The organism is Halalkalicoccus paucihalophilus (genome assembly GCF_001593955.1).
In the GTDB taxonomy this organism is placed as follows: Archaea; Halobacteriota; Halobacteria; order Halobacteriales; family Halalkalicoccaceae; genus Halalkalicoccus; species Halalkalicoccus paucihalophilus.
The window spans coordinates 109,810-129,095 of the sequence record NZ_LTAZ01000017.1 but is presented as its reverse complement, the minus strand read 5'-3'; the positions used below and the strand labels follow the sequence as shown (position 1 = coordinate 129,095).

Below are 19,286 nucleotides of genomic sequence, written 5' to 3'. Positions count from 1 at the left end.
ACTCGTATCTCGATTGCCCCAAGAATAGTGTTCCAGTATTCCCGGGCAGCCTACCGGTGAGGTCCTCGATCGTGCTCTCGTCGACCTTCCAGTTTCGCAACTCCTCAATCTGGTCCTCCAAGCGCTCGTTTTCGGTCCGGAGATAGGGTATCCGCGAAACGCGTTCGAACACTCCTCTCCTCGGAAAAACCGCTCTGAGCTAGAGCGGTTGGGTCGGCAGTCAGCAACCGACGCACCATGAGTTGGTGTGAACCGCACTAATTCGTACAGTGTCAACTGTATTGTTTATTTAGATATTTATCAATATATTGAAATGAATAGTACTGACATAAAAGACGAGCTCGTTCGCTATTAGCCCCATCACGTTCTCGAAACGTGGGTCGCTCGCATGAGACAGGACGAACTAGCACACTAAGAGAACTCTCAAATACATACGAATGACCTTCACAGAGACAGTTGTTCGAGCGGTACGATTACTAGCGCGGGTACGTCCCGTGAACGGTTGGTGACGGCTCTAGCCACGGACCTCCCTGAGAGGTTCCACTCTCGACAACGGCTGTCCATGGGGACTATCGCGGCCCTGGTTTCTCATCCAGTCTGGACGGAGTAATCAAGCGTCCCACCAGAATGAGCCAGGCTCCCCATCGAGATCACGTCAACACCAGTCGCAGCGTAGTCAGGAACTGTCGCAACGGTAATATCACCGGAGGCCTCCGCAAGCACTTGTCGGCCCATGTCGGCGGCGACGTCCCGAAGTCGATCGGCTGCCTCCGCGGTCGTTTCCGGATCCATATTGTCCAGAAGGACGATATCGGCACCAGCCTCGACGGCACGAGATACTTGCTCAAGATTCTCGACTTCGAGCTCGATTCTCGTGGTAAACGACACTTGCTCATGGAACCATTCGATCACGGATTTGAGCCCTAATTCGGCGATATGATTGTCCTTGACCATCACCATATGTGAGAGATCCAGTCGATGAGTGTCGCCGTCACCAGCAACCACAGCCCGCTTTTCGATTCCACGGAGAGACTTATAAGATATAGAGATATTTATTTAATCAATTACATGCTAACTTTTTTCTTCTCGTCAACTGATTTCAGAACGTGGTTGACGAGATCGACAACACGACAATTAATACTGCAGTACAGAGCGTGGTAGAAGGTGAACAGCTAACCCGCCGAGACGGATTAGCTCTTTTAGCACAGCCTGTTGAAGACCTAGCAGTAGCCGCGGATTATGTGCGGTCACGATTTGGAGACGGTACTGTCGATGCCTGCTCGATCGTCAATGCGAAAGCGGGTAACTGCGCCGAGGATTGTGGGTTCTGCGCGCAGTCAGTCCATTTTGATACTGGAATCGATACGTATGGATTTCTGGATCCTATGGAAATACTCACGGCTGCAAAGCGAGCCGAACGCGACGGAGCGCAGCGATTTGGCATCGTCGTCGCCGAGAAGGGGGTCTCCAAGGAACAGCGTCCCGGTGAGTGGGAGGAAGTCCTCCGGGCCATTAGACTCGTGCGCGACAAAACCGATGTGGAGGTCGACGCTAGCCTCGGCATTCTCACCGAGGAAGAAGCCCAGATCCTCGCCGAGGAGGGCATCAACCACTACAACCACAACATCGAGACCTCCCCACGCTTCTTCCCGGAGATCGTCGAAACGCACTCCTTTGAGGACCGGGTAAAAACCCTCGAAATAGCCAAGGAGGCCGGCATGGACCTCTGTGCAGGCGTCATCCTGGGCATGGGCGAGACGCCCACTGACAGAGTGGAAGCGGCCATCGCACTCCAAGACGTAGGCATCTCCTCGCTGCCGGTCAACGTCCTCAACCCCGTTGCGGGGACGCCGCTGGGCGAGCAGTTCGGCGACTCCGCGAACATCACCACCGAAGAGATAATCAGGACCATCGCGGTCTACCGGCTGTTGCACCCCCACGCGCGGGTCCGTCTAACGGGCGGGCGCGAGGTTAACCTCTCGAAGGACGAACAGCATCTGCCCTTCGAGGCGGGTGCGGACGGCATCCTTACGGGCGATTACCTCACCACGGATGGCCAGTCGCCGGGCGACGACATCAAGATGATGGAGGCGGCCGGCATGCGGCCCAACATGGACGCCAACGAGTTCGACGTCGGGGCAGTGAAAGCCCGCGCTGACGATGACGACGACAACCCACAGACAGCTGCGGGTACCGCCACCAGCAACGCCGAGATGGGTGACTGAACAACACACGATCAACCGGACGAAACACGAATTCGATAGCGATACACGACACACTACAGCCATGGATGATGTCAACTTCGCGGTACTCGGAACGGGTGGTATCGGCCGACGAACGCTCGAAGTCTCACAGCACAAGGAGAGCCTCACGCCTGTCGTGGCCTGCGACCGTCACGGCGTCGCCGTCGACCACGAGGGTCTCGACGTGGACGAACTGCTTACCGCAACCGAAGGCAACATCGCGAGCGAGCCCCAGAGCGAAGGCGAGACACGAACCGACGGCGGCGCGGCGGCAGTCAAGCAGACCGGCCGTGACGAGGGCGTCGCGACCTCCCGACAGGCCGAACCGACGGAGACGCCCATCGATGACGTGATTGCCGAAAGCGAGCACGTCGACGCGGTACTCATCGCTCTGCCGAATTTCGAACACGACTTCATTCCGCGCGTTGCCGACCGCTTCGTCGAGGCCGACTACGAGGGCGTGCTCATTGACGTACTCAAGCGTTCGCGCGTCATCGACATGCTCAACGAGCGCACCGACTCCTTCGAGGAGTCGGGCATCACGTTCATCTGCGGGGCCGGCGCGACCCCGGGCTTTCTGACGGGCGCGGCTGCACTCGCCGCCCAGTCGTTCATCGAGATTGAGGAAGTCGAAATCTGGTGGGGCGTCGGGCTCAAAAGCGGTTACGAGGACAACCGCGGCACCGTCCGTGAGGACATCGCCCACCTGCCCGATTACGACATCAAGACGGCCCGGGAGCTGTCTGACGAGGAAATCGAGGAAGTCATCCAGAAACACGACGGCGTCCTGGAATTCCACGACATGGAACACGCCGACGACGTCCTGCTTGAGCGGGCCGATATCTGCGACGCCGAAGACGTGACCGTCGGCGGTATCCTCGACGTGTGCTCGGACGAGAAGCCCACGACCACGACGGTTCGCGTAACCGGCCGGACCTTCGACGGCGAGACGGGGACAAACACCTTCCAGCTGGACGACGTCACCAGCATGGAGGCGAACGTCAACGGGCCGGCGCTCGGCTACCTGAAATCCGGCGTCCGGCGCAACCGAGCCGGTGAGTACGGCGTCTTCGGTCCGGCGGAGCTGATGCCGGGCTTCTAGGATGAGCGGTGAGGTGCCCTCGACCGACGCGGGGCCAGAAGCGGACACGAGCCACGGCTTCGACCCCGACACGTGGGTCGCTACCCGGAAGAGCGACGACCTGTACCGTGACCTCCAGCCGGTTGACACGGTGACTGCCCGTGCCCAGATGGCCCCGGACCCAAAGGGGAGCGAACCGGAGTACGGCGACGAGCAGATCGTCTTCGCCGCGAACAACTACCTCGGGCTGGCCCACGACGAGCGCGTCCAGGCGGCGACCGCTGAGGCCGCCCGCAAGGTGGGGGCTGGCGCCGGCGCAAGCCGGCTCGTCACCGGCGACACCGGTGTCCATCGGGCGCTCGAACGCGACCTCGCGGACGCGAAACGCGCCGAACGCGCGCTGGTGTTCTCCTCGGGATACGCTACCAACGTCGGGGCCATCACGGCGCTCGACCCGAACGTGGTCTTCTCGGACGAACTCAACCACGCGAGTATCATTGACGGCTGTCGTCTCTCGGAAGCCGAGACGGTCGTCTATGACCACTGCGATCCCGAGGCACTGGCCGCGGCGATGGCGCTTCGCGAACGCGAGGGCGGCGACAACGAGCAGTGGCTCGTGCTCACGGACTCGGTATTCAGTATGGGCGGCGACGTCGCCCCCATCGCCGACATCTGTGACGTGGCAGAGCGGTACGGCGCGTGGGTGATGGTCGACGAGGCTCACGCGACGGGCCTCTACGAGAGCGGTGGCGGTATCGTCCAGCGTGAGGGTCTCGAAGACCGCGTCCACATACAAATGGGCACGCTCTCGAAGGCTCTGGGGAGCCAGGGTGGCTACGTCGCCGGAAGTGAGGTACTCGTCGAGCATCTGCTGAACGCCGCGCGGACGTTCGTGTTCTCGACCGGGCTGGCACCGCCGGCGGCCAGCGCCGCGCGGGAAGCCCTGCGGGTCGCCCGGGAGGACGAACGCCAGCGCGAGCGGCTCTGGGCGAACGTCGACCGACTGCGCGACGGTCTCGGATCCATGGGCTACGAAGTCTGGGGCGACACCCAGATCCTCCCCGTCGTCGTTGGCGATCGGGCGGACGCGCTCGCGTTGGGTGAACGCCTTCGCGAGCACGACGTGATCGCGCCGGCGATTCGCCCACCGACGGTACTGGAAGGAACGAGTCGCATCCGGATCGCTCCCATGGCGACCCACACCACCGAGGACGTCGACGCCTGTCTCGCCGCCTTTCAGACAGCGGGCTCGGCACTAGGACTAATATGAGGTCGTTTACTGTCGTCGGGACGGACACAGGCGTCGGCAAGACGGTCGTTACGGCCGGCCTCGTCGGGTGGCTCCGCGGGGAGGGTCTCGACGCCTGCGGGATCAAGCCTGCGCAGACGGGCTATCCGCCCGACGACGACGCCGGCTTCATTGCCGAGGCCTGCGGCGACGAGCGGGCCGCGGTCTGTCTCGAACGGCTCGAACCCGCCCTGGCGCCGGCAGTCGCCGCAGAGCAGGAGGGCGTCTCGATCTCCTACGCGGAGATCCGCGCTGGCTGTGAGCGCGAACTCGCGACCGCCGACGTCGGCGTCGTCGAAGGCATCGGCGGACTCAGGGTACCACTCACCGAGGGCAAGGAAGTCGTTGACCTGGTGGCCGACCTCGATCTGCCTGCAGTCGTCGTCGCCCGCTCGGGACTTGGTACGCTCAATCACACGGCGCTTACCGTCGAGGCACTCGAACGCCGCGACGTGCTGGTCCGGGCCGTCGTGGTAAACAAGTACGAAGAGGCAACCGTCGCGGAGCGGACCAACCCCGACGTTATCGAGCGGATGGTGGGCGTGCCGGTTCACACCGTTCCCTTGGTCTCACTTGACGAACCCGCGGACGCCGTGGACGCCGTCCGGGACCACCTGCCACGGTCGGTGCTGGGGCTGGCAGTCGAGCGGTAGCGATCCCGATACCAGCAGGTCCGCACTGCGGTTTCGAACGGAGTGTACCCGTTACTGTGACTGTTCTCATCGCTGTGTGAACACTCATAGCCGATTTGTTCACGCCGGTGAGATGGTGATGGACCGCGAGTTCGACAGCCAGCACGTTCTCAAAACAGTTGCCGAATGTAGTCTGAACTATGCCGTTCCAAAGCAGATGCAGACCTGCGAAAGAGTCCAGGCGAAACGCCTACTGACGCGAGATCAGGACTACTACACGACTGACCGGAAACTCTACCTCGGCAACGACGAGTGGCACCCGACCACAATGGTGTACGTGCTGAAGGAGAGCTCCGAAATCAGAAACACCTGTGTGAGGACTATGCCGACGATGTAGTATAGATCACACAAAATCGACAGCAAGTAGGTCAGTAATTCCCTCCACGTCGAAATCAGCATCGCCGACGACGAGTCGTTCACCATACGCTCGCGCACTCCCTGCGATGAACGCATCGCGAGCAGCAAGCGTCGCCCCGGTTTGCTGCAGTTCAACCTGGAGTTCAGCCGCACATCGTGCACTGGCAGCTGTCTCATCGATAATGGTCAGCCACTCAAGTGCCTCGTCAACCGCATCGAAATCCGCTGCTCCTGATTTGAATACCTCTCCTTGGTAGATCTCAAAGAGCACTAACGGTGGTGCAATCGCACGTTCATCGAGATGGTCTTGGACGTAGTCGACCGCAGCTGTGGTGCCGTTGAGATACTCGATAAGAACGCTACTATCGTAGAGTGTCATCGAGTGCCGACGGTTTCCTTCATCTCTCGACGTGCTTTGCGGGCGCTCTCAGCCGCATCAGTTCCTTTCCAGAGTCCAGCCCCGTCCTGCACTGATTCACGACGTTCCTCAATGAGACGCGACAGCAACTCGTCGAATGTCTCATCGTCCCCTTTCAGTGCAGACAGGGCTGCGTGGGTATCGTTTTTGACGCGAATACTCTTGCTCATGTGTTTTGTATACTGCCCTGTATACAAGATTGTTGTGCCGTTCGTAACTGCTCTTTCCGATAAACCGACTATCGCATACCTTGTGCAACAATCGTGTCTTAGAGGTGCTTGTTGCACAAGGTCAGAAGTAGTACACTACTGTCACTATCCATGTCTTACTTGGACCCAATCGCAGAGCACATATGCTATTAGTATAATATTATATTGATATAATATGAACAGCGAGGCGTCTTCCTCATTACTGGATCGGCGCCAGTTACTCAAACAGATGGCAGCGACAGCAGCCGGTGGAACACTCGCTGGCAGCGCTGGCTGTCTCCAATTGCTCGGTCTAAGCGGTTCGACAACTGGCCTCAGTGGCGGCCCCACGTTTCAAGACGTCCGTCGTGAGGACGCTGACGTCGTTGTTGAGTCAGCCGCCGCTCTCGAAGCGGAAATCACTCGCGGTGGGGGACGCGTTATCTGGATCCCGAGCGATGCGAGCATTGATCTAAGCGACCGGAACCTCACACTTCGCCATGTAACGGTGGCGTCGGGCCGTTCGGACGACGGCTCGGGTGCGCTCCTCGCAACGTCGGATCGAGGTCGTGGCTCACCGGCGATGAGCAACGCCCTCTTCACACTCGAGGAAGGCGGTCGCCTCACCGGCGTGACGATCCGCGGTCCCCACTGGAACTACACTGCCTCACCGGTCATTCCCGGATATATTCCATTCGCACCAGGTGAGACACGCCCCGAACGCGAACGGTGGCGTAGTGACTGGTATGCCCGTGGTGTGTCGATGCAAGCCGACAGTAGTCAGTTCGATAACTGCGAACTCTGGGGCTTTTCAACTGGGATCATGGTCGGCAGTCGGGAGTCACCGGCCTCACCGTCGATTCTCTATTCCGCGCTGCACAACTGCATGATGACCTCCGCTGGGTATCCGATTGACGTCAATCGCGGGACACCGACGATCTATCGGTGTGCGTTTGACGCGTATCGCCATGCGATCTGTGGGTACGGCACCGCGGATGCAGGCTATCTCGCGATCGAGTGTGATTTCGGTCCCCACGCATCGAGCCACCCGATCGATATGCACAGGATCGGCGAGAACGAGAGTGGCGCGAACGATGAATCCGCGCTGCGGTGGCAATGGCGGGCGGGAGGAACGATGCTTGTCCGCAACTCGATCATCCGGCCGACGCGAGTGGTTGACCAGCGCCACCACAACGGTGCGAACGCTGGACCGTACGAGCCTGAGCCGTACATCAATCATAACCGTGGTGGCTTCACGCCACATGTCCTGATCCGGGGTGCTCCCGCCGATGGGATCTACCTTGAGGGCAACCGGTGTGCCCATCCTGATCCAGAGACCGGGATCGAACAATCATCGTTTCCAGGTCGCCAGCGCATGAACGAGTTCGGCTGGCACAACATCTTTACCAAGCAGAATCAGTGGGACGTCCCGTTCAGTCAGTAACGTCGTAGACCGTTCGATTCGCTTCGATTCGTTCGATATTCCCCTCTATCGTTCCAGTGGTTGGTCGCGTCTCGAACTCGCGACTCTCACCCGACTCGAGATCACGGACGGTCACGAGTGTGGCACTGAGATACGCGTCGTTCGTTCCGTAGAAGACCAGCTCGATATCGACGACGTCGACTGCTCGGTCGCTGACGTTCACCACTGTACCAGAGACGAGCAACGAGCCATCGGTCGGCTGCTGTGCATCGGCCGTTATCTCGACGGCACTCGGATCGCGAGCAGTGGTCTCGTACTCCCCGTAGGTCTCGTTGTACTCGTTACGATTGATCTGGGTAGCATTCTCGTCGGGATACTGCTGGCGTTCCGTGTTATCCTCACTGGTCGTCTCACTCGCGTTCTTTCGCTTGTCATCAGTGTCGTGTTCGCTAGCGTTGCTAGTATCAGCAGGTCCCTCAGAAGACGTGTTCTTCTCTGATTCGGTATCGGTACGACCGGTGGGACGTCCCTCGTCATTATCGTCTTCCCACCAGCGGGTTCCGATACACCCGGAGAGGGAGACCAGCGTCCCGATACTCCCGAGAAATTTCGCGAATTGCCGTCGTGAGATCATTGTATATCGAGTCTGTGAATCGTCTACTATCGAGTCCTGTTCGCTACGTTAGTCGATCCCAACACCAATTCCTAAGAGGAGAAACAGCCAGTAGAACACGAACAAGCCGAAATTGCGAATACTGAATCGAGGCAGTTCATCACCCGCGCCCAGAAACAGAACCCCACCAGCAGTAGCCAGAAAGAGGGCTGCAAGGATCCCCCACTGGCCGACGACAAAGATCGCGAGGACGACTGTTCCAAGCCCGATGACTTTCGCGGCACCGGCATTCGTTGAACTCAGAAATCCCATTGCTGTTCTAGTTCTAATAATACTCTAATATTAATCTTTGTATGAGATAGAGCGAGAAACGTGGCTGCAAGACGACTCAAGCGCGAGCTATCGCTCCGTTTCCTGTTCCCGCCGAAGACAGCGCTGGGCGTGCAGCAACATCCCGCGCCACGTAAACCCGTTCGTCTCTTTCGTTTCCGAGAGTTCTTCGTACTGTTCGAGTGGAACTTCGATCAGAATGGATTTCATTTCGTCCTCATCGGAAGCGTCCGCTTGGCCGCCATCCGGGAGGAGAATCTTAGGTTCGTCGTCGGAGTGTGGTTGATATTTGGATTTCATTGTATCAAGAGTGAGTATGGATTCGATACCAGAGCTCTGCAGAGCCATTCGTTCGCGGCCCTATTAGTCTTAGCAAAGATTTATCACTGCTGACTATTGTACTAGACTTATAGAAAACTAATACTGATACAATAGCGAAGGAGGGCGAATAGCGAACCCTAACCAGAGTATTCCACACGAACCACACTGACTTCGAAATTCCATGTCATCGACAGACGACACCCTTTCCGAAGACGAGCCGACAGACGATCACAGACTGCTAGAACCACTTACCACACGCGTGATGGACCTGCTACAGGGTCCGACACGGGTTCCAACAGCGTACCTTGCGGCAGGAACCGCCATTGGACTCCTGTTAGTTATCGCGAGCACACCTGCTGCAGCCCAGGAGTTCTGCGATGATCCCGCCGGACAGTTGTTGATCTCGATCGAGACGATGCTAATCAACTACGGCACGATGCTGTTGTTTCTCGCCTTCCTGATCGGCGTCGCTATGTGGGCGCTCACGCCCATCTTTGCCGGTCAAAGCGCGATCGGGCTGGGGATGATCCTGCTGTCGTTCGGGGCAGCGATCGCCTTCGTCGTCGGCACCCAGTTCTTCGGAATGACTTTCGAAATCGCCGGCGCCGGTGGTCAGAGCTGCTCAACTGTCCTCAACTAACCACAGTCTATCGAACCTCGCGATTCGCTACCCGGACCGATCGTCCATGAATATACCACTGAACCCGCGTCGGCTGGTCGTGATCGTCCTCGTCATGGGCCTTGCCATGACTTCGATAGCTGGCCCTGTCGCTGCTGCTTCAGAGACGACTGCTACGCTCGATACTGACGGAATCGTTCTTCAGACCGACGCAAGTGATCTAACCGACGACAACGAGAGTGACAGTACCACCTCAAACGGGGATGACGACGAGTCGAATGTAACAGCAGAGGATCTGGAAGAGCTCCCGATCGACGTCGACGAAGGTGACGTCGACCTCGAGGCCATCAACAACGACTCCGAGGACAACGCGACCAATACTACCAACGGAACTAGCGCCGAGAACGGCAGTGGCACACCCCAAATTGGTGGCGGTGGAGGAACGGGTAGCATCGGGCCAAGTCTTTCGCCCGAAGAAAACGCCAAGGATCTCGCCGAGTGGCTCCGTGATCAGCTCCGTGGAGCGACCGTCTACATCGTTGACGAAGTGATCAACGACATGTTGGGGACGCCGACACCCGAAAACGATGGGTGGCACGGCATCCTCGGCCAGCCCGTTGGCGATACGTACAGCGACCTCTACGAAGAGGTCTACCTGCAGATGATCTTGCCCCCGGCGTTTCAGTTCATGATCATCGGCTTCATCTTCTTCACTCTCTTTGTCGTGCCGTTTTCGCCGATGACCGGCCAACGCGTCTGGTCAGTTCTCTTGGCAATGTTCGGCGCGGGCGCATTAGTAATGCTGAGTTGGAACGTCGCGTCGTTGCTTCACCACGTTTCGGATGCCGTGACGATGTGGTTCCTCCCACAGGGTGAGGAGATCCTCGCCAGTGGCGATCCGAATAATCCCTTCTCCGAGGAGAACATCAAACTGAACGCCGGGCCACTGGCGGTCGGTCTCGGAGTCTATCTCGCGAGTTGGAATGTCGGGTTGATGTTGGCGTTGATCCACGGGATCCGCCACGCAGTGTTATTTCTCATGCCGACGATCCTCCCGATCATCCTCGTCGGGATGTACTTTGGACCGCGAACGTCGAAAGCAGCGTTCTCGGTGCTGTTCTGGCAGTACATCGGCCTGCTCGTGATGAACTGGCCGACAGCACTCCTACTCTCGATCGGCTACCACGTTGGGTTTGACTTCGGCATGGGCGCTGCGGGCTCGCTCGCGAACATGGCGGTGACGATCGGTGTGATCATCCTCGCGGTCGTCCTGCCGCTGACGATCCAGACGTCGTTCCTTGGAGGATCGTTGGTCGCGATCATCACGAAGGGCTCAGTGTTGTCGGCAGGCATGAACACGGCCCGGCGGGTCCTGCCGTCACGCGGGGATACCTCTCGATTGAAACGCGGTGGCGGCTACATCAATCCCGTCTCGCGATTCACTCGCGGTCGATCCAACAGCAAGCGCCAGCAACGACGGGACACGGCCGCGAAGTCAACAACGCGCTCTCGCCGTGGCCAGGCGGCAACTGATGGCGGTTCATCAACTCAGTCACGACTGACGAACTACTCGCAGTCTCACTCTCGATCAACCACACCTCGACGATCGGGGCCTCCTCGCAGTCAACGAGATGCCGGCAGTATCGACGCCCGACGGCGTGAGCGCTATCGTCGCCTTCGAAGCAATAGCTCTGATTCATCGTGAGCACCAGAACTGATCAGCAACGCGCAGCGGATAGACGCAAAGTCCTTCCCAATCGATTAACCGGCCAACGAATCGCTGGCATCTCGAAAGTCGCGATCTACGCTGGCGGTGGTACAGCCGCAATGACGTGGTTTGCCGCGGATATGTACGTCCCACCAGGCTACCGAAGTCCGGTCTACGCGCTTGCAGTCTGCATGTTCGTCGGTTCGATCATCGCCTCGTTTCACACGCCGAATCACCTCTCGGTCCACGAACACCTGCGCCGACGCATTACCCATCATACTCGACAACACACTATGCTTAGTGCACGAAATGGCAGTACGAAGGAACAGCCCACTAACGACACACTTCCCGGTCGTATCGTTCGGCTCCCAATCATCCGAAACGTCCGTGGAATCGGTGTCGACGAGGAGGAGCGCTCGCAGGATGCCGTCCAGATCGCTCGTCCATTCCACAATTCGCCGGCGATTGAGACAGCAGACGGCGGCGTGATCGGCGCAATCAAGATTCGCCCAGCAGCGATGGCCGTCGCCGACGAAGGCCACTGGACACGTCGTGTCGAACGGCTCGCGAACGTCATCGACTCATCGGTTACCGCTCGGACGCAGTTCACCTCGAAGATGCGCGCCGTCGACTATGGTGACCGGATGGGTACCTACGATGATCGCGAGCAGGAACTGCTTGATGAACTCGCTGCGAAACACGGCGATATCGATACGGCCTACCGGAAGGCTCGCAATGGAGAGATCAATCGCGAGGATCTTGGTCTCTTGGTCGGCGCTGACCTCGCTGATGAGCGCCAGGATGTGATCGATCTGTACGATGTCACTACCCTGAAGCGCAATTACTACGTCACGGTCAAGATCGAGCCGGAGGACGTCGTCACGGGGGATAACGTTGAGGCGGGCGGCGGGATGGTGAACGTCCCCTTGTTAGGTCGGCTCTGGAAGCACAAAGAGCTCCGTGATCTTCGCCAGGAGGGCGACCACACGCAAGTGATGGTCGAACGTCTCGAGAACAAACTCGAGACGCTTGAGTTGGACCTCCGGACGATCGAGGACATCAGCACACGGATTCTCTCCTCGACGGAGCTCTCGCAAGTCTTCGCCGATCACTATCAGGCGGCCAATGCCTACGCGAACGCTGACTTTGGCGACGTCGTCCGGCTCTCACCGAAGCCGACCTCCAGTGAGGGAACGGCGATGTACGGTGTCGACCACGATCACCTTCGCGACCTCCCTAACGGGCCGCTTGGCGAGTTCAACGGCACTGTTGAACCTGAAGCGCCCAGTGAGACATCCCAGATAGGCGGCCAGGGGGACGACGGTGATCACCATACTGTCCCCGATCGTAGTGATCAATTCGACGTAGCCAGCGACGACAATATCGTCGATACGGCGAAGAGCGCTGCCAATTCGTTTGCCCAGCGCATTGCGAAGATCAACGACAACCCGGTCGCCGACGTCATTCTCACCAAAGAACAGCTGGTCGACCACTACCAGACGGTCGTTGGTCCTAAGGACAGCATTTACCGGGGCAACGAGAACTGGATCACGATCGACAACGCCGTCTACAGCAAGACACTCTCGATCCGCGAATGGCCGGCCGTCCCGAAGATGGGCATTCTCGAGCCGATTCTTCGCGAGCATGAACCCGGCGTCGCGGTCAACGTTGCGACGCACATCAACCCGATCGACCAACAGCACGCCGAAATCGAACTCTCGGACACTGAAGACCAACTGAAGGATAAAAAGGAGAAAGCCGAGGATTCGCGTCTCCCGATGTTTCTCCAAACGTACCGGAAACAGCACGACGAGGCCCAGGAGATGGTCGAGGCGAACCAAGACTCTGAGTACGACCTCTTTGAGACGAACACTCACATCGAACTGCGCAGCGACGACCCCGAAGCGCTCGGTCGCACCATCGACCACATCAACTCGATGATGAACGATGAAGGGGCCGAAGCCCGTCAGGAGACAGCTCATCACTTCGAAGGCTGGCAGTCAGTCGCGCCTGCATGCGACGACAAGCTCGAGGAGCCGATCATGATGTTCGCCGACGGTGTCGCTCGCGAGTTCCCGTGGACCTCCCGAAACCTGCACGAACCGAATGGCGTCGAATTCGGGATCAATATGCACACGAACGAGCCGCTGTACTTGGACCTCTGGAACCGGAAGACCGGCTTTGACTTCGGGATCTTCACGAAGAAGGGCGGTGGGAAGACCACGACTGCGACGGAGATTCTGGGGCGACTGAACACAGTCTATCGCGACGATCTCATGACGATCATCATCGATCCCCTCCAGGAGTACGCGAACCTCGCGACCGTGCATGACGGTGAGCGCCTCGTTGTGGGCGGCGACACTGGGATCAACCCGTTTCATATCGAGGCCACCCCCGAAGAGAAGCTCGCGACCATCGGGAGGGGGGCACCGTACAAGCACTGGCTTGAGGGCTGTATGGACTTCGTCGAGATGTACTACGCCGACGAAGGCCTCGACTTCGCCGAGAAGAAGGGCATCTGGCGCATGGCGATCCGAGAAGCCGCTGAACGCTACGGCATTGAAGACGATCCACAGACCCACTCGGCAGACTATCGTCGGGAACAGGGCTACTCCGGTGACTGCCCAACGCCACTCGATGCAATCGAGATTATCGATGAGATGACCGACAACCCAGAAGAGTGGGTCCGTTCAAAGCCCGGTCAGGAACCCTCCGACCGGAAGGTCGAGGAACGGGAAGTGACGGCCGTCGACATCATCAACAACGACATCCAGCCGTTCCTGCCCGGCGGCGAGTACGAACACTTCACCAAGCAGACCGACATCGACCTCGAGGATTCGACGTTCTTCTACGTGGATATGCAGCAACAGGAGGCCAGTACATCGATCGGGCTGACGATGCAGGTCGTCTACGACCTCTTCTACGAAATGGTGAAAACCATCGATATCCCGTCGGTCATCTTCATGGACGAGTTTCACTATATGCTTCGGGACTCGCTGGCCCAGAAATCGTTGAATCAGAAGTTCCGCCATGGACGTCACTGGGACCTCTCGCTGGGCGTTGCGACCCAGTCGTTCAAGGACTTCTTCGGTGAGGATGCCGACGGTAACACACATCTGACCGACAACGCCCAAGTCCTCTTCGAGAATATGCCCACACAGATCTTCCATCAGGAGGATATGAGCGACGAGTGGGCCGAAGAGATCGGCCTCACATCGGACGAAGCCAGATTCATTCGAAATGCGGAGCCGGGCAATCGTGAATTGGGATACTCAACGGCATTGCTCCGGGTTTCGGACAAAGGCACGTACCCACTGAAGGTGAAGATGGACTTCGAGGAGAATCCCCGTGAGGCTGTCGTGACGGAGTTCGATCCCTCGGAACATGGCGAGGACTTCTACTCGTATCTTCTCGAGCATGACGACATCTGTGAGTGGCGCTTTGCTCCAATGACAGACGGCGAGGTCGCTACCGAGACGGCAATCACAGCAACGGGCACGAACACTACTGGAGACACTGTTAAGCAGAACCAGGGACCACAGCGCATCAAGAGCGCTACGGGGGACGACTGATGGATCGGATTGCCTCGGCGTTAGTCCGTGATGAGATCCGCCGCTCGGTCGCCCGGAAGGTCCCGGCCCTTCGCGATGGTGGCTCAGACGCCTACGACACACTGCAGCTGACCGACGACGTAATCGAAGAATTCAAAGAGGCCTGTACCGAACGCCGCGCAGTCCACGTCCTTCCACACAAGGAGGGCGGTGGAATCCCGAAGGCCGTCGACTTGCTAACGTCGGTTCATCCGATGCGGACTGGGACCAGCACCGGCTCTCGTCCAGCCCACGCTTTCGAGATACGCAACATCACCGATCAGATCGGCTTCCAATGGGTGATGGGCGACGAGAAGTACCAGAACCGCCTGGCCCGCCAACTAGAAACGTTCTACCCCGACAGCCATATCGAGGTCGACGAACTGCCCGAGCCTGAACTCCTACCCTTCCGCGAGGACTGGCATCTGGCTGCTGCTCGCCTTGAGCTGAAGCTGCAGGGCAAGAAGGAACGCTACTATCCAATCAAGCACATCGACGTCGAGGGCTTCGAGAACGACCCCTATGGCTCGATCACCAGTGAGATGGTCGGCGAACGCGAAACCGAGACGGTCACGAACGTCGCGACACAGGTCATCTTCCGCCCGGCACCCAGCGACTGGTACAAGGGTGGAGTCTTGGAACCCTCGATTCACGACGTCGCTGACGATCTCGAGGAGAACGTCCAGCCCGCCGATACGAAAGATATCGTCCGGGGCATGTTCACAAAAGAGGGGGTGGATCTTTCAGAGGTTCGCACCCAAAAGCGCGGCAAGAACAAGAAGACCACAGCGGCCGCTGATGCCGTTCGCCGCCAAGCCGGACAGAAAGGCTACGAGGTCGACATCCGGATCGTCGCGGTCGGTCAGGACCCCGAGACCGCAATCAGCCGCGTCGACGAGACGGCCGATATGTTCGAGGGATACTACGATTCGGACACCCAGCAGGGCTTTGACTGTGTCCCGATGCGTGGCGAGGACCTTCTAAAGCTCGTCCAACTCGCGATGCGCCGGGAGTACGTCGACCACGGCATGACGATGGGCGTTCGAACCGCAGCAGGTGTTGTTCACGTCCCGAACGAATCGATCAACACCCAGAACGTCAGTTGGACGCGTACCTCGAATACTGGGGATGTCCCGGCTGACTCAGCCCGATTCACTGAGTGGATGAATGAAGACGTCGGGTGGGATACGCCACAACGGTCAGTCACAAGAACTCAAGCCTGGCCGTACGGAATTGAGCGAACCCAGCCGAGTGATCAGGAGATCGAAGCAGCAACTGAACGCGATCAGGAGCACACGCACGAACAGGGCGATCAATCAGAGAGCGAGCAGGCGGACACGACGGAGGTAGCACACTAATGGGACTTTTCAACCGATCTACCAGCGACAGTACCGAGACGAATGAAAACGATGCTGAACCCAATACTCCCCAATCGAGCGAACAGGACTACGATCCTACAAAGCCCACGATCATCAACAGCAAAGAATGGGCGATCGAGCGTATTGCTCCCGTCTCTGGGGACCTCGAAATCTACGCTGGTGAGTGGCCCCGAGCAATGGTTGAGAACGCTCAGTACGAACCATCCCAACCCGTCTGGGTCGGCTGTTCTGAACGAACAGGACGAGAGTTCGGCGTTGAGTTCTCCCGAGCGTTCCGGCATATCGCCTACCTCGGCAGTACAGGGACCGGGAAGACGACTGCTATCTACAACAGCGTCACCCAGCTGATGATGGGCGGGCATGGTGTCGCTATCGTCGATCCAAAGGGTGACGATATCTACGACCTTCTCCGCCGAGTCCCGAAATGGCGCTGGGACGACGTCGTCTACGTCGACCTCGGCGCAGACTATTACTCACTGGAAGATGAGGAGACGGGCGAGGACGTTCCCTACCAGATCGGCTTCAACATCCTCGATACGTACCACGAGCCCGGTGAGCCTGGCTTCGACGAGGAAATTGAATGGATCGTCGCCGACTTGATCGAGCTTCTCGCGGCGGGTGAGTACTGGGGGCCACGCATGGACCGGATCGCGAAAAACATGATTCGAGGGATGGCACGTCACGAAGAGGAGTTCACGATCATCGAGATCTACTATGCTTTGCTTGAAGAAGAGAATCGCCAACAGTACGCGGATCTGATCGGGGATTCGATCGACGATGACGACATCATGTTCCTCGAGGGATTCACCCGACGAATCGCCGAAGAATTGAGCGACGACGAACTGGACCCGTTGCTCGGGCGGCTGAAAGACTGGGTCGAGAACCCGATCACGCGGAAAATCATTGCGATGCGGGGCGCCGAAGTCACGCTGGGCCAGATCGTCAACGAGCAGAAAATCCTGATCGTCAACAACGATCTTCCGAAGGAAGCGAAGATTATGACTGCTAATGCCGTCGTCAGTGGGATCTGGACCGCCGTCACCTCTCGGAAGGACCCGTCCGAACAGCAGATGATGGAACTCGCTGGGATGGACGATGTCGGTAGTGAGTATGCTCCATTCTTCCTCGCGATCGATGAATGTCACTCGGTCCTCACTGATGGCGACGAGATCGAGACAATGCTGATGGAAGCCCGCTCGAAAAAACTTGGGTTGATGCTCTCGACGCAGGTTCTCAGGTCACTCCCAGATGACGCCGCTGACGCAATCATCTCCAATTGCAACACGATTCTCTCGCTCACACCGAACCATCCCGAAGAGGCCCGTGAGATCGCGAACCGATTCGGTGGCATGGATATTGAGGATCTCCAGCGGACACCCGACTACCATGCACAGACTCAGCTCAATAGCGAGGACGATCCGTTCCTAGCGAAGCTGATTCCACCCTATCCGCCACGGCATACGATTGAAGAAGCGTACGAGCTGATCGTCACCTCACTCGAAAACTACGGCTCGCCAGTACAGAGTGGTGAAGAGATCCTTGACGAGATGCATTTCGATGCCGGTGGAGCGATTTCGGCTGGAGAAGCTGAAGCAGGTGCCAGTGACGGTAGCGACGAACAAGTCGACGTGACGAGCGATCCGGCCGAACAAGCACTGTACGAAGCGGCCTATACAGTACAAATCAAGCGAGATGCGATCGGCGAATTCGTTGCGAGCGAAGCAGTAAAAGATGAGTGGCGACGCCGAGCTGGTGAACTCGGTTTCTCCTCGGAAGTCTCGAACGTCATCGAGCAGGCACCCGACGAGTATCTCCAACGCCAACGTCGGGATGGTGACTCGGTGATGAAAGTGACACCCGAGGGCCTCGAATATGCAGGACTAGCCCAGGATACTGGCAGCAGTGCCAGCGGTGGCGGCGATGAACACCGCTGGGTGCTCACCGAAGCCTACCGGGCATTCACGAAGCTTGGCATGTTCGTCGAACTCCCGACCCAAGAGGGCGAGGAGGATCCAGACGGAGTCGCCGATCTCCCGATCGATCCAATGGCAGCCGAGAATATCCGAGAGGTCCACGCACGCGAAGAGCGGCTTGCAGAGGAGTATCCCTACCTCGCTAAGCTCACCGACGGATTGAACGTGAGTATCGAAGCCGAGACTTCGACGATCAAAAAGCCGATGCAGACGCTCACGAACCTGCGAAAGGCGATCGATGAGCACAAGCTGTGTGTCTTCGCCTGCAAAGACGGATCAGCCAATCATGACGAGTTCGGTTACTGGGCCCGCCGAGGTGAGCAAATCATCTACGACGTTGATGGTCGGGGATCAAATAGAACAATCGACTACGAGCAGCTCACCTTCGCTGCTGATATCGATGCCCAAGGCAATCGGACATTCTACAATAAGGTCAGTACGCTCTCCGTCGCCTCGGATACCTATGCGCTGCGTCCTCAGTGTGATGCCGACTTAGTCTGGCGTGAGGACAGTACCGAAGTTGTGATGAGTGATGAAGATGGCACGGAGTATGCTCGTTTCGAGAGCCCTGAAGCAGCAGCTACCCCTGCAAAATCAAATGTCCCTGCTTACTCCATCTACGATGCCTCGGAGCAAGAATACACTGTTCGAGCAGGGGGCGAGAAACTAGTCTATGGCTCCCGAGAAGAGTTAGAAGAAGACTGGATGGTGGTTCGAGCGCCCTTCATTCCAGAGAACGAATTTGATCGGATGCCGACACCGAAGGACTTCTTGTTCGTCGTCTTCCCCGACGAGGATACCGAAGCGTTTGACGAGCCGATGATCTATGAGCGTGGTGAGGTCCGACCGCTGTTGCCCGCAGAGACGTCGTGGGATTCTACCGAGCCACGACCCGAGGGAGCTGCTCAAACACCAACAGGAGAAGCACACTCTTCCGCAGAAGAGCGGACCGAGCAGACAAGTGGTGAATCCAATAGTGAGGGAATTACTTCCTCAACTGATACAGAAAAATCCAGTTCGATTGCTGATGCGGTAAGTCGTCTCTCTAAGCGCGAGTAGCAGA

The 19,286-nt window shown here is 58.2% G+C and carries 16 protein-coding genes and 1 pseudogene; 11 read left to right on the top strand and 6 right to left on the bottom strand.

What is annotated here, in order from left to right; translation table 11 throughout:
- Positions 1 to 588: 588 nt before the first annotated feature.
- A pseudogene (locus tag HAPAU_RS18525) lies at positions 589 to 1,029 on the bottom strand (carboxylating nicotinate-nucleotide diphosphorylase); the annotation flags it as partial.
- A gap of 77 nt (positions 1,030 to 1,106) precedes the next feature.
- On the opposite strand from HAPAU_RS18525, the gene bioB reads away from it, so the two are divergent.
- The 5 genes from bioB to HAPAU_RS18500 all read left to right on the top strand — a co-directional run bounded on the left by bioB (position 1,107) and on the right by HAPAU_RS18500 (position 5,641).
- Positions 1,107 to 2,225 carry a biotin synthase BioB gene (gene bioB / locus HAPAU_RS18520; protein WP_066385601.1) on the top strand — a complete coding sequence of 373 codons (1,119 nt, stop codon included), beginning with the start codon at positions 1,107 to 1,109 and terminating at the stop codon, positions 2,223 to 2,225.
- 61 nt (positions 2,226 to 2,286) lie between these two features.
- The gene (locus tag HAPAU_RS18515; protein WP_066385599.1) at positions 2,287 to 3,345 is read left to right on the top strand and encodes a transcriptional regulator; all 1,059 of its coding nucleotides are present in this window, start codon (positions 2,287 to 2,289) and stop codon (positions 3,343 to 3,345) included.
- A 1-nt stretch (position 3,346) separates the two neighbouring features.
- A complete protein-coding gene (locus HAPAU_RS18510; protein ID WP_066385597.1) occupies positions 3,347 to 4,594 on the top strand; it encodes an aminotransferase class I/II-fold pyridoxal phosphate-dependent enzyme in 1,248 nt (415 codons plus the stop codon).
- Positions 4,591 to 5,265 (top strand): dethiobiotin synthase, encoded by a 675-nt coding sequence (gene bioD / locus HAPAU_RS18505; protein ID WP_066385595.1) that lies wholly within the window; start codon positions 4,591 to 4,593, stop codon positions 5,263 to 5,265. The genes HAPAU_RS18510 and bioD overlap by 4 nt, the downstream gene beginning before the upstream one ends.
- Positions 5,266 to 5,383: 118 nt before the next feature.
- Positions 5,384 to 5,641, top strand: a complete 258-nt coding sequence (locus tag HAPAU_RS18500; protein ID WP_157078562.1) for a hypothetical protein — start codon at positions 5,384 to 5,386, stop codon at positions 5,639 to 5,641.
- Positions 5,642 to 5,647: 6 nt separating this feature from the next.
- Here HAPAU_RS18500 and HAPAU_RS18495 read toward each other — a convergent pair whose 3' ends face one another.
- Together HAPAU_RS18495 and HAPAU_RS20575 are read right to left on the bottom strand one after the other, a co-directional pair.
- Positions 5,648 to 6,040, bottom strand: a complete 393-nt coding sequence (locus HAPAU_RS18495) for a PIN domain-containing protein (RefSeq protein ID WP_066385593.1) — start codon at positions 6,038 to 6,040, stop codon at positions 5,648 to 5,650.
- On the bottom strand, positions 6,037 to 6,249 hold the full coding sequence (locus tag HAPAU_RS20575; protein ID WP_084383935.1) for an antitoxin VapB family protein: 213 nt from the start codon (positions 6,247 to 6,249) through the stop codon (positions 6,037 to 6,039). The genes HAPAU_RS18495 and HAPAU_RS20575 overlap by 4 nt, the downstream gene beginning before the upstream one ends.
- A gap of 214 nt (positions 6,250 to 6,463) precedes the next feature.
- On the opposite strand from HAPAU_RS20575, the gene HAPAU_RS18490 reads away from it, so the two are divergent.
- A complete protein-coding gene (locus tag HAPAU_RS18490) occupies positions 6,464 to 7,711 on the top strand; it encodes a hypothetical protein (protein WP_245634248.1) in 1,248 nt (415 codons plus the stop codon).
- Here HAPAU_RS18490 and HAPAU_RS18485 read toward each other — a convergent pair.
- The 3 genes from HAPAU_RS18485 to HAPAU_RS18475 all read right to left on the bottom strand — a co-directional run bounded on the left by HAPAU_RS18485 (position 7,701) and on the right by HAPAU_RS18475 (position 8,981).
- Positions 7,701 to 8,324 (bottom strand): FxLYD domain-containing protein, encoded by a 624-nt coding sequence (locus HAPAU_RS18485; RefSeq protein ID WP_066385591.1) that lies wholly within the window; start codon positions 8,322 to 8,324, stop codon positions 7,701 to 7,703. The genes HAPAU_RS18490 and HAPAU_RS18485 overlap by 11 nt on opposite strands.
- Before the next feature lie 48 nt (positions 8,325 to 8,372).
- On the bottom strand, positions 8,373 to 8,615 hold the full coding sequence (locus HAPAU_RS18480; protein WP_066385590.1) for a hypothetical protein: 243 nt from the start codon (positions 8,613 to 8,615) through the stop codon (positions 8,373 to 8,375).
- 87 nt (positions 8,616 to 8,702) lie between these two features.
- Positions 8,703 to 8,981, bottom strand: a complete 279-nt coding sequence (locus HAPAU_RS18475) for a hypothetical protein (RefSeq protein WP_157078561.1) — start codon at positions 8,979 to 8,981, stop codon at positions 8,703 to 8,705.
- Between the two features lie 154 nt (positions 8,982 to 9,135).
- Here HAPAU_RS18475 and HAPAU_RS18470 point away from each other — a divergent pair, with 154 nt between their 5' ends.
- The 5 genes from HAPAU_RS18470 to HAPAU_RS18450 all read left to right on the top strand — a co-directional run bounded on the left by HAPAU_RS18470 (position 9,136) and on the right by HAPAU_RS18450 (position 19,282).
- The gene (locus HAPAU_RS18470; protein WP_245634247.1) at positions 9,136 to 9,594 is read left to right on the top strand and encodes a hypothetical protein; all 459 of its coding nucleotides are present in this window, start codon (positions 9,136 to 9,138) and stop codon (positions 9,592 to 9,594) included.
- 46 nt (positions 9,595 to 9,640) lie between these two features.
- Positions 9,641 to 11,278 (top strand): hypothetical protein, encoded by a 1,638-nt coding sequence (locus HAPAU_RS18465; protein WP_066385586.1) that lies wholly within the window; start codon positions 9,641 to 9,643, stop codon positions 11,276 to 11,278.
- Between the two features lie 122 nt (positions 11,279 to 11,400).
- Positions 11,401 to 14,853: a VirB4 family type IV secretion system protein gene (locus HAPAU_RS18460; RefSeq protein WP_245634246.1), complete on the top strand. Its 3,453-nt coding sequence runs from the start codon at positions 11,401 to 11,403 to the stop codon at positions 14,851 to 14,853.
- Positions 14,853 to 16,229: a hypothetical protein gene (locus tag HAPAU_RS18455; protein ID WP_066385583.1), complete on the top strand. Its 1,377-nt coding sequence runs from the start codon at positions 14,853 to 14,855 to the stop codon at positions 16,227 to 16,229. Before HAPAU_RS18460 ends, HAPAU_RS18455 begins: the two co-directional genes overlap by 1 nt.
- Positions 16,229 to 19,282 (top strand): type IV secretory system conjugative DNA transfer family protein, encoded by a 3,054-nt coding sequence (locus HAPAU_RS18450; RefSeq protein ID WP_066385582.1) that lies wholly within the window; start codon positions 16,229 to 16,231, stop codon positions 19,280 to 19,282. The genes HAPAU_RS18455 and HAPAU_RS18450 overlap by 1 nt, the downstream gene beginning before the upstream one ends.
- The last annotated feature ends 4 nt before the right edge of the window (positions 19,283 to 19,286 follow it).

Coding starts and splice junctions, on each gene's coding strand:
- HAPAU_RS18515 (WP_066385599.1), top strand. CDS start 2,287: ATGGATGATGTCAACTTCGCGGTACTCGGAACGGGTGGTATCGGCCGA.
- HAPAU_RS18510 (WP_066385597.1), top strand. CDS start 3,347: ATGAGCGGTGAGGTGCCCTCGACCGACGCGGGGCCAGAAGCGGACACG.
- bioD (WP_066385595.1), top strand. CDS start 4,591: ATGAGGTCGTTTACTGTCGTCGGGACGGACACAGGCGTCGGCAAGACG.
- HAPAU_RS18500 (WP_157078562.1), top strand. CDS start 5,384: ATGGACCGCGAGTTCGACAGCCAGCACGTTCTCAAAACAGTTGCCGAA.
- HAPAU_RS18495 (WP_066385593.1), bottom strand. CDS start 6,040: ATGACACTCTACGATAGTAGCGTTCTTATCGAGTATCTCAACGGCACC.
- HAPAU_RS20575 (WP_084383935.1), bottom strand. CDS start 6,249: ATGAGCAAGAGTATTCGCGTCAAAAACGATACCCACGCAGCCCTGTCT.
- HAPAU_RS18490 (WP_245634248.1), top strand. CDS start 6,464: ATGAACAGCGAGGCGTCTTCCTCATTACTGGATCGGCGCCAGTTACTC.
- HAPAU_RS18485 (WP_066385591.1), bottom strand. CDS start 8,324: ATGATCTCACGACGGCAATTCGCGAAATTTCTCGGGAGTATCGGGACG.
- HAPAU_RS18480 (WP_066385590.1), bottom strand. CDS start 8,615: ATGGGATTTCTGAGTTCAACGAATGCCGGTGCCGCGAAAGTCATCGGG.
- HAPAU_RS18475 (WP_157078561.1), bottom strand. CDS start 8,981: ATGGCTCTGCAGAGCTCTGGTATCGAATCCATACTCACTCTTGATACA.
- HAPAU_RS18470 (WP_245634247.1), top strand. CDS start 9,136: ATGTCATCGACAGACGACACCCTTTCCGAAGACGAGCCGACAGACGAT.
- HAPAU_RS18465 (WP_066385586.1), top strand. CDS start 9,641: ATGAATATACCACTGAACCCGCGTCGGCTGGTCGTGATCGTCCTCGTC.
- HAPAU_RS18460 (WP_245634246.1), top strand. CDS start 11,401: ATGACGTGGTTTGCCGCGGATATGTACGTCCCACCAGGCTACCGAAGT.
- HAPAU_RS18455 (WP_066385583.1), top strand. CDS start 14,853: ATGGATCGGATTGCCTCGGCGTTAGTCCGTGATGAGATCCGCCGCTCG.
- HAPAU_RS18450 (WP_066385582.1), top strand. CDS start 16,229: ATGGGACTTTTCAACCGATCTACCAGCGACAGTACCGAGACGAATGAA.